The organism is Vibrio kanaloae, assembly GCF_024347535.1.
GTDB lineage: Bacteria > Pseudomonadota > Gammaproteobacteria > Enterobacterales > Vibrionaceae > Vibrio > Vibrio kanaloae.
On the sequence record NZ_AP025498.1, the window covers coordinates 1133156 to 1148210 of the forward strand.

General features: G+C 42.2%; 13 protein-coding genes. 5 read left to right on the plus strand and 8 right to left on the minus strand.

Going from position 1 to position 15055, the window contains the following annotated elements; translation table 11 throughout:
* Positions 1-249 precede the first annotated feature (249 nt).
* Genes OCV24_RS19325 through OCV24_RS19335 form a run of 3 tightly spaced genes read left to right on the plus strand, consistent with a single transcriptional unit; the run spans position 250 to position 2702 of the window.
* Entirely contained in the window at positions 250-462 is a 213-nt protein-coding gene (locus OCV24_RS19325; RefSeq protein ID WP_150877167.1) for a DUF1656 domain-containing protein, read from the plus strand.
* A 10-nt stretch (positions 463-472) separates the two neighbouring features.
* Positions 473-1333, plus strand: a complete 861-nt coding sequence (locus tag OCV24_RS19330) for an HlyD family secretion protein (protein ID WP_150877165.1) — start codon at positions 473-475, stop codon at positions 1331-1333.
* A gap of 13 nt (positions 1334-1346) precedes the next feature.
* Positions 1347-2702, plus strand: coding sequence for an FUSC family protein (locus OCV24_RS19335; protein ID WP_150877163.1), 1356 nt, complete (start codon positions 1347-1349; stop codon positions 2700-2702).
* 122 nt (positions 2703-2824) lie between these two features.
* Here the strand turns inward: OCV24_RS19335 and OCV24_RS19340 are convergent, their stop codons facing one another.
* The 4 genes from OCV24_RS19340 to OCV24_RS19355 form a co-directional block, all read right to left on the minus strand.
* Entirely contained in the window at positions 2825-4114 is a 1290-nt protein-coding gene (locus OCV24_RS19340) for a DEAD/DEAH box helicase (protein WP_136997776.1), read from the minus strand.
* Between the two features lie 321 nt (positions 4115-4435).
* Entirely contained in the window at positions 4436-4624 is a 189-nt protein-coding gene (locus tag OCV24_RS19345) for a hypothetical protein (protein WP_017059812.1), read from the minus strand.
* Positions 4625-4937: 313 nt separating this feature from the next.
* Positions 4938-5939, minus strand: a complete 1002-nt coding sequence (locus tag OCV24_RS19350; RefSeq protein WP_150877161.1) for a TerC/Alx family metal homeostasis membrane protein — start codon at positions 5937-5939, stop codon at positions 4938-4940.
* Between the two features lie 549 nt (positions 5940-6488).
* A complete protein-coding gene (locus OCV24_RS19355) occupies positions 6489-8228 on the minus strand; it encodes a bifunctional metallophosphatase/5'-nucleotidase (protein WP_137007162.1) in 1740 nt (579 codons plus the stop codon).
* Between the two features lie 236 nt (positions 8229-8464).
* Between OCV24_RS19355 and OCV24_RS19360 the strand changes: the two genes are divergently transcribed.
* Entirely contained in the window at positions 8465-10129 is a 1665-nt protein-coding gene (locus tag OCV24_RS19360; RefSeq protein WP_077681485.1) for an ATP-dependent endonuclease, read from the plus strand.
* 131 nt (positions 10130-10260) lie between these two features.
* Here OCV24_RS19360 and OCV24_RS19365 read toward each other — a convergent pair whose 3' ends face one another.
* Positions 10261-10755 (minus strand): DUF1097 domain-containing protein, encoded by a 495-nt coding sequence (locus OCV24_RS19365; protein WP_137025256.1) that lies wholly within the window; start codon positions 10753-10755, stop codon positions 10261-10263.
* Positions 10756-10961: 206 nt separating this feature from the next.
* Positions 10962-11867, minus strand: a complete 906-nt coding sequence (locus OCV24_RS19370; protein ID WP_017058330.1) for a LysR substrate-binding domain-containing protein — start codon at positions 11865-11867, stop codon at positions 10962-10964.
* A 259-nt stretch (positions 11868-12126) separates the two neighbouring features.
* Between OCV24_RS19370 and focA the strand changes: the two genes are divergently transcribed.
* On the plus strand, positions 12127-13578 hold the full coding sequence (focA, locus tag OCV24_RS19375; RefSeq protein WP_150877159.1) for a formate transporter FocA: 1452 nt from the start codon (positions 12127-12129) through the stop codon (positions 13576-13578).
* Between the two features lie 365 nt (positions 13579-13943).
* Here focA and OCV24_RS19380 read toward each other — a convergent pair whose 3' ends face one another.
* Positions 13944-14513, minus strand: coding sequence for a YceI family protein (locus OCV24_RS19380; RefSeq protein WP_017058332.1), 570 nt, complete (start codon positions 14511-14513; stop codon positions 13944-13946).
* Positions 14510-15049: a cytochrome b gene (locus OCV24_RS19385; RefSeq protein WP_017067366.1), complete on the minus strand. Its 540-nt coding sequence runs from the start codon at positions 15047-15049 to the stop codon at positions 14510-14512. The genes OCV24_RS19380 and OCV24_RS19385 overlap by 4 nt, the downstream gene beginning before the upstream one ends.
* Positions 15050-15055 lie beyond the last annotated feature (6 nt).

Here is a 15055-nt window from a genome sequence, read left to right on the forward strand (position 1 = left end):
TCTATTGCACTGGCTTCCTTGATTATCAATTTCATCTATGACGAAAAGATCAGTTTACTACTTTTTGACAAGAATAAAGTCAAATTCGACAGGCTAAACGAGCTTAATTTGTATGATTTGCAACCGACCCTCATCTATAGCGACCATAATTCGGCGACTTTTGATGGACCCAACCCTCTATAAGCGATTATTGAAATTACACCAACTGCATTATCGTCATATCTATCGGAGCGAATAGAGAACAACACAATGAACACAATGCCACATGAACTCGCGTGGGGGGAAATCTACTTTCCACCGCTGTTACTGGTTATCGCACTCGCTTATATGTTGACGGTCTTAACAGGCTCAATCGCAGTTAGGCTCGGACTACATAAGTATGTCGCGTTTCCTGCATTAGCGGAATTGAGCTTAATCGTTATTTTTACTGGCGTTATTGGCCAATTCATTCCAATTTTATAAGGCCTTCTCCTTGATTAAACGTTATCTCATCACATTACTATTGTTCGTTGCTGCAGGCTTTGTGGTTTATAGCTATTACCAATCTTATACCAGTAACCCTTGGACAAGAGATGGACAAGTCAGTGCCTTCATCGTTTCTATTACTCCGCGAGTCACTGGGCAAGCTGTCAAAATCCACGTGGATGACAACTCTAAGGTGTCTAAAGGTGACCTTCTTTTTGAAATAGACCCTAGCATCTATAAAGCGGCTTATCGAAAAGCACTCGCAACACAAAAGCAGGCGTTTGCCTTGCTCGCCAAAGCAAAGAACGAAGAGCAACGAGCGTTGAACTTAGAGAAAAGAACACCAGGTGCAGTGTCCGTACTAACTCTCAACAACTTAAACAATGCCGTTCAAACAAGCAGTGCAAACGTCGAACTAGCAAAAGCCAACGTTGAAGAAGCGGGTTTGAACCTTGAATACACAAAAGTCTACGCGCCAACCAACGGTTACATTACTAACTTAAACTTACGTGAAGGCTCTCAAGTGGTTGCAAACTCGCCGGTTGTAGCATTAATCGATGAAGATAGTTTTTGGATTGAAGGTTATTTTAAAGAGACCGATCTCGTAGGGGTAAATCCGAAAGATAAAGCAATGGTCACACTCATGATGCACAAAAACGTTCAATTGAAGGGTCATATTAAAAGCATTGGATTTGGTATTGCTAAACAAGATGGCAGCACAGGCAATGATCTGTTGCCTAATGTTAACCCTAACTTCCAATGGATACGTCTTGCTCAACGCATTCCTATTAAAGTCGCGCTGGACAAGGTACCCAAAGACATACAACTGCGCGTTGGCATGACTGCCTCTATCAAAATTCTCAAGTAATTGGGTGATGCTTATGTTCAGTACGTCTACAAAAGAAGCAATTAAAGCCGCCCTTTCAATTGTTATCGCGATTTGTCTCGCCCTATGGTTCCAATGGGAGAAACCCTATTGGGCAGCGATTGCCGTTGCAGTAATGGCATTGAACGAAAGCTTTGCCCATTCAATTAACAAAGGTCATAACCGGTTAATGGGAACCCTGCTAGGGACGGGTTATGCCTTTTTCTTAATTGCGATGTTTTCACAAGCTCGCTTTCTATTCCTAACGTTTTTTACTTTGTTTCTAGGAGTATGTATTTTCATGTCGAGTGACGAAAAGTATGGATACATATTCTCGATAGGGTTCGCTGTATGTTCGATCATCTCTTGTATGGGAGGTTTCGATAGCCAAGTAACGTTCTACTTTGCGGTCTTACGTATACAAGAAACGCTGCTTGGCGTTATAACTTTCTCCATTATTTATCGCTTAGTGTGGCCTGTAAATACGGAGCAAAACTTTGTGCAGCGCTTTGAAGTGAGTAGAGAAACATTGATTACAGCAATGCGCAATACAGAAAGCTTAGATATAGAAGCCTTAGAATCCAATATCGCTAATATTGATAAACTTTATCAGCTTTTAGATTTACCATTAAATGGCAGTTATCATCTCAAAGAGAACATTAAAGACTGGCGTTTACGCATTAATGAAATGGCTCACATTCAGGCTCGACTACTTGAGCTTGCTTCTGATGAGCTCGAGCCCATGATTGACTGGTCAAGTCTGATTAAAAATATGGAGAGACTAGAGTTAATCGCACCGAAGTTGTCATTGATTGGTGATGTGCCGAATGTAGCCTGTAAGAGTCGAGACTTCACTTGGCATTACGAACATCGTACCTTTGTTCAGCATCTGAATGAGGATGGGAGAAAAGTATTACAAGGTGTATCAATGTTTGTAACGTCTCTATTGATTTGGATATATTTACCGGTACCGGGTGGTTTTATCTTCCCAATGATTGCAGGAGTGTTTTCTTCCGTGCTACCGACGATGCCACCCAGTGTTATCAAGGATGCTTTTTTCGGTGTGCTAGGTACTGGAACTATTATTTTGCTTCAATACATCTTTATTATGCCGATGATGAGTGAGCTATGGCAGTTAGCACTATTCTATTTCATTAATTGCGTGGTGATATGGAAGGTGTTCGCAACACCTAAGCTTATGATTCATAGAATACTTGGCATTAACTTGTTGGTTGTTCTGACATCTGGTGCTCTCAACCTCACGCCAATATACCAGATTGAAACACCATTGCTGATGTTAACCACTATCCTAATCTTATTGATGATCTCCAAGCTATTCACTGATCTATTTAGAGTAAAATACAATTGCTAATTGGAATTACTCACCAAGTCTAAGCTCTAAGCGTTTAGCAAAGCAGCGATGTATATCGGTACAATAAAAACACAAAAGGCGCAATTAAGCGCCTTTTGAATGTCTTGTTTACTGATTCTCGATCAGTTGTTGTTCAGCCACACATCTTGATTAGTTTGTGCTTTTTTCTTTTTCTTCTTTTTACCTGTGCCAGCCGGTGGTGCAACGGGTTTCAATGCTGCAACCAGTTCAGCGGTTGTTTCTTCATCCACTTCAAAGCCTTCGATTTGCTCACGCTCAAGTCGAATTTTGTTCTTCTTCTCGATGATGGTGAAGTGATGGTAGTCTTCGTGATCGATCAGCGATAACGCAAGGCCAACTTCACCTGCACGACCACTTCGGCCGATACGGTGCATGTAGTCTGATGGGCTACGCGGTAAGTCAAAGTTGATTACTACTGGAAGCTTTTCGATATCCAGACCACGTGCCGCGATGTCAGTTGCGATCAGAACGTCGATCTCGCCAGATTTAAAATCTTCAAGGATACGAGTACGTGAACCCTGTCCTTTATCGCCGTGGAAGACTTCTGCAATGATGCCGCGTTTGTATAGCTTATCTGCTAGGTGCTCACAGCTGTTTTTCGCATTGACGAAAATCAAAGCTTGGCGCCATTCGTGTTGCTGAATTAGGTGCGCTAGCAATGCTGTCTTACGGCCTTTTTCTACTTCAAATACACGCTGAACCAATGTGCTCGCGTTGGCACTTTGAAGTTGCACTTCAATCGGATCATTCAATAGTTCGTGAGTTAATGTTTTAACTTGCTCAGGGAACGTCGCAGAGAACAACAAGGTTTGCTTCTTGCTCGGCAATAGTTTCAAGATCGCGTCGAGTTCTTCTGTAAAACCAAGGCTTAGCATTCGGTCAGCTTCATCAAGCACTAACGTTTTTACTTTGTCTAGCTTGATTGCGTTGCTTGAAATGAGATCAAGTAGACGACCCGGTGTTGCCACCAAGATATCTGTGCCGCCACGTAGCGCCTGCATCTGAGTATTTACTGATACACCACCAAACACACAAACCGTTTTAATCGCGCCATTGAAATGCACAGCGTAAGATTTAACGCTGTCTGCTACTTGCTTAGCAAGTTCACGAGTAGGAACCAAGATAAGGCCAGAAACAAAGTTACCTTTACCTGAACGACGGTCCAGAGGTGCATCTTCATGAATCTTTTGTAACAGTGGAAGTGCAAATGCTGCGGTTTTACCTGAACCGGTATTTGCGCCTGCAATCAAATCGCGTCCTGCTAACACACTTGGAATAACTTGCGCTTGGATAGGCGTTGGCTGTTGGTATTCAAGCTCAGATAAACGAGCCATCAAAGGTGAGATTAAGCCAAGATCAGAGAAGTTGGTTGGTGTCGTGGTGTTAGTCATTAATTGCAGGAACTCAAAGCTAAAATAATAGCGCGCTATATTAACGTATTTCAGCAGTATTACGTAACTAATTTGCCCCCTTTCCCAAAGGTTTAAGCGATTAAGCCCCAACAAAGCAGTCCAAGATATGAAGTAATCGATTTCAAGTGAGTTGTGAACACGGCATCAGCTTCACGTTTATGTCGCTTGCCTCTTTTGAGAACCAATTTTGTAAACGTGCACTCAAATTTAGGTCCCCTTCTTTCAGATACAAAAACGCCAGCTTCTGAAGCTGGCGTTTTAAATTCTGTATTTCTTTAATTCTATGCGTTTACGCAAAAATTAACGGTTGATACCGATATCGCGTTGCATGTGACCAGATAGGTCGCTTGCGTAGTAACTACGTGGAGAGTTGTCTACGAAAAGAATATCGAAAATGTGTGCAATCAATCCTTTGAAGTTAACCGAGTAGGTCTTCTTATCCATAGAGTTAGGAACAGCGATAGTATTCATTTGTACTGCTTGAGCCATGATTGCCTCTCTATAAATTTATTAATGTGTTTCGTTCTGATGACAAGAATAATAGGTGATCTTTTGCAGGTTAAAAAATGACTAAAATTAGATTTTGGGATTAGTTTTTCTAATAAAACAAACCATTAACAATACCACAAAATAGATATGCACGCTATGTGAGTATCAATTCAATATAGTGTTTAAATCATGCATTTAGTACAAATACTCCGCAAACAACAGTGGCCAATGTCACAGAAAATTTACATAAATAAATTTTCCACTTCATCAGCCACGTGTTCATTATCGACTTTTCGATAAGTTATATTTGTTTTTAATTTACTTGTTCAATGCCTGGCTTCTTCGCATAAACCGACGCTATAACCGCAATCGTCATAGTCGAAATCAGCACAGCAAGCGACCAATAAGTTGGGATAGCCCACTCACTGTCAACCAATAGCATTTTCACACCGATGAACACCATGATGAATGCCAGTGCCGGTTTCAAGTAGATGAACTTGTCCATCATACCTTGCAGTACAAAATACAACGAACGAAGGCCAAGTAACGCAAATACGTTTGCCGCTAATACCAAGAACGGTTCTTGTGTTACCGCAAAGATTGCAGGGATAGAGTCCAATGCAAACATCACGTCCATGACTGCAATCGCACCAATCACCAACATCATTGGAGTGAATGCCCATTTAGCACCCTGTTTAACCATTAATGCAGGGCCATGGAAACTCTCGGTTACCGGCATCACTTTACGAAGTAGCTTTTCAGGTAGTGTATTCATACTCTCTTCTTCGCCCTTGTCTAATGCCAGTTTAATACCCGTACCAATCAAGAACGCAGCAAACACGTAAAGTACCCAGTGGTATTCCGCCAATAGCTGTGCGCCTAGTGCGATCATAATTGCACGAAGCATCAATGCACCAATCACGCCCCAAAGAAGCGCACGAGGTCGTAGATGCTCAGGAACTTGGTATTGAGCAAAGATCATCGCGAAGACAAACAAGTTATCTACGCTCAGTGATTTCTCTAATAAGTAACCCGTAATGAATGACACTGTTGCTTTTTGCGCTGTGTAGTCACTGTTCGGCGCATAAATGTCCCAAAATAGGTAAATAGAGCCAGCAAACAAAAACGCAAGTACAAACCAGAAAACACTCCAGATTGCCGCTTTCTTAATGGTGACGTTACCGCCACGAGTCTGATAGATATCAATAGAGATGAGAATAACCGTCAGCAGAAAAAAGCCCGCATAAGTCGTCATAATCGGCGATGAAAAAAAGGATTCACTGTTGGTAGATAATAGAGATTGAGTTGAGTTCATTATTCCTCCGGGCGGAAGAACTGTATAAAGACCTTCCGCAAACAAAGCATATCAGGTTCCATTACGGATCTTGACTGTGATTGCGTTGGTCTCGTTGAAGTGAAATATGGGATTTCACCTTTACATACCGGATAGACACTTGGCCTAACGAGATGACGATATGTAAACTTGCGCTAACTACTCCCCAAACGCGACGATCATAATCATCTCGTCGTATTTCGTCTATAGAAAATTGACATATAAAGCAAAAAAGGAGCTATCTGCTCCTTTTTATGTCTGTAATATGCTGATGATGTTGCACGCATTGCAAATGCTGACTCCACTGTTACTCAACAGCGAGCACTTATTAATCACCGACTACTTTTATAAACCGGCCATAGGTACTAAGTATACCAATGCAGACCAAACCGATACCCAACCAACAACCGCTGCCGCATCCAACCAATCTTGCTTATCCATTTTTATCCCCCACAGGAAACACACCTGCAGGAATAAAGCATAAATAGTGCCAATTTTATAAATCAATCAATAGTGACGTACTACTTTGCATTACTTAGAACATTCTAAGCAATTCATCGTTTCATGTTGTTGTAATGACTCAGGATGATCCTGAAGAAACTCGATGAAACAGTCTGCCATTGAATCTGTCGTGACAGTTCCGTTACCTAACATACCTAAAACGGCGTCATAGCCCTCCTTCCCTTTCATGGTATAGGCAGAAGAAGTACCTTTATACACTCGATCGCGGTTCACGGTTTGCCACCCGGAAGATTCTGAATAAATTTCCAAGTGGTGAATACGATGGCCTAGCGGTGCCTCTTTGTAATAACAAAACCTCAAGTTATGAGTATAAGGGAAACTACCCGACCCAGTACCAACCACTCCATTGTCCAAAGCATTGTTAATAGCCCCTTCAAGCATGTCGGCAATCGTTTTTCCTCTCACTTTGTACATACCAATAGGTACGGCAAACGGTAGTAATTTTCCGGCAATGTCGGCAACCGAGACATCACCACTATTTAGCGAGTTTCTGACTCCTCCAGAATTATGGATAGCAAATTCGACTTCATGCCCTTTTTTATTCATTAGGTAGTGAAATGATTGTGCGACTAACGGTGCTAGTTGACTTGGGCCTTGTTCATCGGGAATTCGTACATGGCGCAAGTTATTCTCGACGTAAGTGATAACTTGTTGCTGCAACTTTCTAACTTGAGGTTGGTACTTATCGATCAAGATACTTTGAAGTTCAGGATCTTTTTTGCACACCACGATATTAGTATGGTTGTTCAAGAACTCACATGCCATATCGTGGGCATCGTCTTGTCCAACTTCACTCAATTTTGCGTCGATAAATAGCCGACGTCCTAATAGCAGTTCGTTCTTACCATTAAAGTGAGTGACTTTACCTTCTGTATCGAACTCTATTTCACAGTGACCTATGCTCATTGCATGGAAACCCGCTTGTACAACATAGGTGTCGCCAATTTTTACGCCGTAATCATCGTCTTTCACTAAACCGATATCAGAGAAATCGCCTTGCAAACGGTGACTATGGCCACCCACGATCACGCCGATTCCTGTTACATTTGCTGCTAATTCCAAATCAGCTTCATAACCAAGGTGGCTCAGTAACACAATCTTGTTGATGCCTGCCTGATGAATCTGTTCTATCGTGGCTTTAGCGGTTTCTAATGCATTTTCAAATGGGGTATCAATATCTGGGTTAGCAATGCTCGCCATCTTATCGATGCTTAAGCCGAATATGGCGACTTTCTCGCCATCAAACTCTTTCGTTATAAAAGAAGCACTTCGAGTCTCAGTTAGGTAAGGCTTAACAATTGCGTTGTCCGCTAGGGTATGAGTTTTATTGATATCCTCATTCGATAAATTCCAGTTACCAGCCAAAAGTGGGAATTGAATTCTTTTCGCGAAAATCGCAACCGGTTCATTCCCCATGTCTAACTCATGATTACCAAGCGTCATTGCGTCTATATTCAACGCATTGAGCAAATCAGCATTAGCCTTTCCTTTAAACAATGAAAAGTACAAAGTGCCTTGAAAGCAGTCTCCAGCGTGTAAAAACAGAGTACCAAACTTCTGACGTTTAGCGTCTTGCTCAATTTGCTTAAATCGAGTTGAAATTCGCGCAAAACCACCAGTACTGACATAAGGTTCAATGATGTGGTTGTTCATTTTAAGTGATAGCTGTAATGAGGTTGGTTCAAAGTATGAATGGGTGTCATTGATGTGTGCCAACACTATTTTTATTGGCTTGTTCTTTTTAGTCATATTTTCTTCTCTCTTTGTCCCTTCATACTAGGTCGAGAATAATGACAGAATCGTGAATATTATGAAACTGAACGGAAAAAAATACTCAAGATAGCTATAAATCTCATTTTGAACCGTACAAACAAAGAATAGTTTTTGTGACCAGTGGGCATACCGGCCTAGTAATTTTAGATTATGATTAAAGATATTTGTTAGCTTTCAAACAATTAGCAGAGCATTCCGTTAGGAGTAAGTCTATGCAACTAGAAAGAATTGAGATTTCTGGCTTTCGGGGTGTCAAGCGTATGTCACTCGCGTTTGACGAACTAACCACGCTTATTGGTGAAAATACTTGGGGTAAGTCTTCATTATTAGATGCCCTTTCCGTTGTTCTCCCCTCTGACGGAGTACCATATCAATTCGAAATGACTGATTTTCATGTCGATTATTCGATTTCACACCCACAGTTTCAACACCTTCAAATTGTTCTCGCGTTAAAAGCCAACGACAAAAACGAGCTTAAAGCGGGTCGTTATCGCAAACTTAAACCGATTTGGGTTCAAGATGAATTTGGTGTCAATCGTATCTATTATCGAATCAGCGCAACATTAGAACAGTATGAAACGACAACACATTACGCATTTTTAGACTTAGATGGAAACCCGCTCAAGCTTCATCACTCAGAGAAGTTTGCCCAAGAGTTAATGACCTTGCACCCTGTAATTCGCTTACGAGATGCAAGACACTTTAATCGCCCTTTCCATCACAAAGCAATCAGCAACGTGGCTCATGGCAACAATGGCAATGGTCGCCAGGCGAGAATAGAGAAACGGATTGATAACACCTGCCGTCGACTTATGGCAATTCCTGGTCACGTCAATAAAGGCGAAATGCGCAGTAGCTTAGAGTCGATGCAAAACCTCATAGAGCATTATTTTTCATTTAAGAGCGTTTCTCGCAATAATCCAAGGAAGCCACGGGATGGTTTACGTTACTCTACAGGAGCAAATGAAAAGAGTATTCATCAGATTGTCGAAGAGACCAAAAGTAAGCAAACTCGCTTATTGTTTATGGGTTTACTTAATGCCTATCTACAAGCTAAGGGGCCGACTGACTTAAGACGGTGTGCCCGCCCTCTTTTGATCCTTGAAGATCCAGAAGGTCGTTTGCACCCAACGCATTTAGCTAGAGCTTGGAGTTTAATGCAAAAATTGCCCATGCAGAAAATGCTCACGACTAACAGTGGCGAATTACTATCTGCTGTACCACTTCAATCGATCCGCAGGTTGGTTCGTCAGTCTGACAAAACCATCGCGAACAAACTCAATATGAATCACTTCAGCAAAGATGAACTAAGACGAATTGGTTTCCATCTTCGCTTCCACCGCCCTGGTGCTTTATTTGCTCGATGCTGGTTGCTGGTAGAAGGTGAAACTGAAGTTTGGTTGTTTAATGAGTTAGCCAATCAATGTGGGTATAATCTTGCAGCAGAAGGTGTCCAGATAATCGAATTTGCTCAATCAGGGCTTAAAGCACTCATCAAAGTAGCACAAGAATTTGGCATAGACTGGCACGTAGTAACCGATGGTGATGCCGCAGGTAAAAAGTATGCGGCAACGGTCCTCTCAAAGCTTGGTAACGATCAAGCACGACACCGTCTAACTGAATTGCCAGATAAAGATATCGAACATTATTTGTATATGAATGGGTTTGAGAACTTTTTTCGTGACATGGTTAAGATACCTTACGATCACCCTATCCCACCGAAAAAAGTCGTCGCTAGAGTTCTCAAAAAACACGCGAAACCAGACCTTGCTCTTGCCATCGTTTCTAATTGTGAAAGCCGGGGACAAGAGTGTATTCCGATACTACTAAGGTGGACATTAAAACGTGTGATTACAATGGCTAATGGAAACACGTAATATCATTTTCCTACCCCAGGGAATAAAAAAGGCACACCAAAATAGGTGTGCCTGTATAAATAGTTATACAAATTAATTGGGGGTTATCTTGCAAGAGTTCACCGTCACTAGAGCAGCACCTACTTAACGAGTTAAGCCTTCGCTTGCTTAGCGTGTTGTTCAACAACTTCCGAAGATTTGCTTGATTTCTCGTGAAGCCATAGCCCCGTCGCTTTCATTAAGTATCCAAACACACCACCAAGCAGTAAAGATGGTACTACAAGTTGCCAATCGCCACCTGCGGCAAACGTTGCACAGCAACCAATGAAAGTTCCTGGGATATAACCGAGCCACGCTTGTTTTGCTTGAATACACATAAAGAAAGCGACAATAGCAGTAATCACATAGCCTAAAACCTCTACCCCTACGAAGGTCGAGCTTTCGATTATCACCATTGCCCAGAACACGCCTGTCATGTTGGTCAATAAGCTACCTGCTAATCCTTTAACGCCGCCTATTGGCGATGCAAAGTAACTGGTGCAACCTAAGAAGCCAGCCCATGACAATAATCCCAAAGAGACAGCAATCCATCCCCACAGACCTGACAAAATACCTGTTGTTAGTGAAATCGCGACTAATGTACTCATACTATTTCTAAAGCCTAATTACGCAATTGAACGCAACCGGATTTAGCCTCACTTAAAATCAAGTAAGCATATTATGGTAAGAACGCCTTCTTTTGGCTGATCGTGATCACATTAATAATGTACACGAATGTTCCCATATCACTATATAGAGACCGGAATCGTTTATTCAACATATTTAGTTATCAGTGATTATTATCAATTTATCGCTAGAGAACTGACGGTTTGCCTTTCATCATGCGCTTACCTTCGCGCTTAATACACTCGGCAAGTGGATTTTCTGCCATGTCAGCACGCCAAATAAATGAAAGCGTACGCTCCATTTCAAGCTCTGGGACATTCAAAGTAACAAGCTGACCTGATTCAACAAACTGCTCGACATCAAGATAAGGTAAACACGTTAAATATGGACCGTTTGCTACTAAGCTTCTTAAAACAGGAACGTGTTCATACTCTCGCCACACATCAAGATCACCAATTAAATGATGAATAGAACTATCAAAAACTTTGCGAGTACCCGAACCATGTTCGCGCAATACCCACTTCGCTTGCTCTAACTGCGCCAAACTCACACGTTCACGTTTCGCAAAAGGGTGATGAGCGGATGCAACGACCGTTAAATGGTCAGTACACCACACTTCTTGATGAACTCGGTTGTCATCACAACGACCTTCGATCACACCTAAGTCATATTGATAATCTAATACGCCATCGATAACGGCATCGGTACTTTGTACCCCAAGCGAGATTCGCATCTCTGGAAAATCGTTATCAATAATACTGATGAGGTCAGGAACGAGGTGTTCTGCCGGGGTTTGGCTCGCGCCTAATTTGAGCTCTCCACTCAATAAATGCTGCTCGTAGAACCCCATTTCGATTTGCTGCGCATCTTGCAGTAAACGCTTCGCTTTTGGCCTTAGCCACATACCCCAATGAGTAAGAGCCATTTGCTTACCCTGCCTTTCAAATAAAGGCCTGCCGAGCATTTTTTCCAACTGTGCAAGAGACATACTTGTCGCTGATTGAGTCAACGCCAACTTGTCTGCGGCATGACTAACACTCCCGGAATCTGCCACTGCATCAAATACCGCGAGTTGCTTTAATGAATAACGCAAAATTCATCCTTAATGCTTTTAATTATTTGTGTCCTGCTGCTCGTTTTTTTTTAAGCCGATGAGCAATCAATTTCATTCTACGCGTAACCAAATCTATATCAATAATTTTGATGTGGTTTCTAAAAATTATCAATTTTACCTCAACTCCTCAACTCCCTAATCTGGAATGGCAGGACACAACGAAGCCTGCAAAACATCACGGATTAACCGAGTCATTAACACTAGGAATTACACATGACGGATTGTTCAAGGGGGGAATATGGTAACCAGTACTTCTGAAAACTATCAACTGTTCTCACCAGCACAAATGATGGCGGAAGCAGAGAAGTTTTCCTTAAGCAAAGCAAATAAAACCAGCAGCATGACAGTGAGTTTGGCGATCATGGCTGGTGCATTTATAGGGCTGGCTTTCTTATTCTACATCACGGTCACCACGGGTAGCGCTAATGCTGGATGGGGGTTGAGTCGCTTAGCCGGCGGTCTTGCATTCAGTATGGGTTTAATCTTGATTGTGATTTGCGGTGGTGAGCTGTTTACCAGCTCAGTTTTATCAAGCATCTCATGGGCTAACAAACAGATTACTTTCACTAAGATGCTGTCTATTTGGGGCAAGGTTTATGTCGGCAATTTTATCGGTGCCATGTTCCTTTTGGCTCTAGTAAGTGCAGCAGGCTTGTATCAATTAGATGGCGGGCAATGGGGTTTAAACGCTCTAAATATTGCCCAACACAAGCTACACCACAGCCCTGTTCAAGCTTTTGCTTTGGGTGTGCTTTGTAACTTATTGGTGTGTTTAGCCATTTGGTTAACGTTCAGTTCTGCTAACGCCATGACCAAAGCGATGATGACCGTATTACCCGTAGCAATGTTCGTTAGTTCAGGCTTTGAACACTGTGTGGCGAATATGTTCATGGTTCCACTAGGCATCACGATTCAAACATTCGCACCAGAAAGTTTTTGGATGCAAATTGGCGCAACACCAATCCAGTACGCAGACCTAAACGTCATGAGATTTGTCACCGCAAACTTGGTGCCAGTAACAATCGGCAACATAGTCGGTGGTGCAGTATTGGTCGGCTTAGCCAATTGGAGCATTTATCGTCGCCCACAACTTACAGCAGCAAAAATTACAACAATTACACAAACAACAGAAATTACGTCAGTTAAGGAAATCACTATGAATACAGCAACGACTATCAAGCAAATCATGAACACTCAACCAATTACACTAAGCGTAGAAATGCCTACATCAGTGGCAATTGATTCACTTTTAGATGCTCAACTTGTTAGCGCTCCAGTTTGCGATGTTGAAGGTCGTCTAGTGGGTATCTTCTCTGTTCACGATGTAATGGTTGACCTTTGGTGCCAAGACTACATCCCAACTAAAGGCCAGAAAGTCGTAGACCTAATGAGCCGTGATGTTGTAGCTATCGACGCAAACGACAAGTTGGTTGATGTGGCTGAGTTCCTATGTATCGACAAAGAACAACTGTACCCGACGACAAGTATGGGCTTCGCAACTCGCTTGACTTCTCTTTCTCTAGAAGAGCGTGCAAAAGCGATGAAAGTGAGCCAACCACATATGCTGCCGGTATTGGAAAACGGTGTGATGGTCGGGGTTCTAACTCGCATTGAGGTGATGCAAGCACTTCGCCCAATCTACGGTGACCGCCTAAACGCAGTACCAAAAGCGGAACTAGAAACGGCTTAACTGGTTAATGGTTTAACTTACAGTGATTTAACTTGCAACCAACGGTTTAAATAGGAAGCGTGTAGCCAACGACTGTTTGACTAGGAAGTGGTTAGTTAACTAGGACAAGGTTGAACAATTAGGGATTAGTTGTTCGCCTAGACAAATAAGTCATGGCAACGTTGACTGGCTAAAAGTAAATGGTGGCTTAAAGCGCAACTAAAGATTTGACACAAAACAGATCTAAACGCGTGACCATTTACCATAATAAAAAGGCGCAAAGTGATAACTTTGCGCCTTTCTCTATTTCTAACTGCCGCTTTCTAAGTATCTACTCAACTTTAATACTACATAAAGGTTGATACCAGTCAGCATTTATAGCTAGATTATTTCTTTACACCTTCAACGTGTAATTCCATATCTACATAGCTTGAAGCGCCCATTACTGGAATGTTGAAGTCAGCAAGTTCTAGACGAGTTGTACCAACGAAGCCAGCACGCTCACCGCCCCACGGGTCTTGACCAGCACCGATGAATTCAGCTTCAATAACGATAGGCTTAGTTACGCCGTGAAGTTTAAGGTCGCCCATTACTTCTAGTTTACCGTCACCTTTATCAACCACTTTTGTGCTGTTGAATGTTGCGTCTGAGAATTTGCCTGCATCAATGAAGTCAGAGCTACGGATGTGCTTGTCACGTTCTGCGTGGTTTGAATCAAGGCTTGTTGTATCAATAATTACGTTTACTTTTGATGCTTCAACGTTGCTTTCATCAAATGAGAAATCACCTGAGAATGTGTTAAAACGACCTTGGATAAAACTGTAACCTAGGTGGCTAACTTTAAAGTTAACTGAAGCATGCGCACCTTTTGTATCAATCACGTAATCAGCGGCGTTAGCAGCGAAAGGCATTGCCATAGCAAATGCTAATCCTGTAGCGATAATTGACTTTTTCATTTTGAAGCTCCTATCATTTTTCGTAGCGTATCGTCTTTGTCGATAACGTGGTGTTTTATCGCCGCTAAGGCGTGCACTGATGCCATGATGATCAGTACCCATGCAGCATAGTAGTGTACCGTACCTGCGAGATCAGATTGGTTTGCAAACAGTTCACCCATACTTGGTACAGTGAACCAATTGAATACCTCTATCCCGCGGCCATCTGATGTCGAAATCAAATAACCTGAAATAAATAAAACCGCTAAGTTGATGTACATGAAGCCGTGAGCGATCTTAGCTGCTGCAACTTCATAGCTTTTACCTTCCACTTTAGGTGACGCGGTAACTAGTTTCCAAACCAAGCGGATAACGGTAACAGCAGCCAAAAGAATGCCTACCGAGCGGTGATAGTCTGGCGCTGTTTTATACCACTCGCTGTAATATGAAAGATCAACCATCCACAGGCCTACACCAAATAAGCCAAATACCGCGAGAGCTGAAATCCAATGCATCGCTCTTGCTAAAGGGTTGTAATTTCTAACGTTGTTGTCCATGCATCT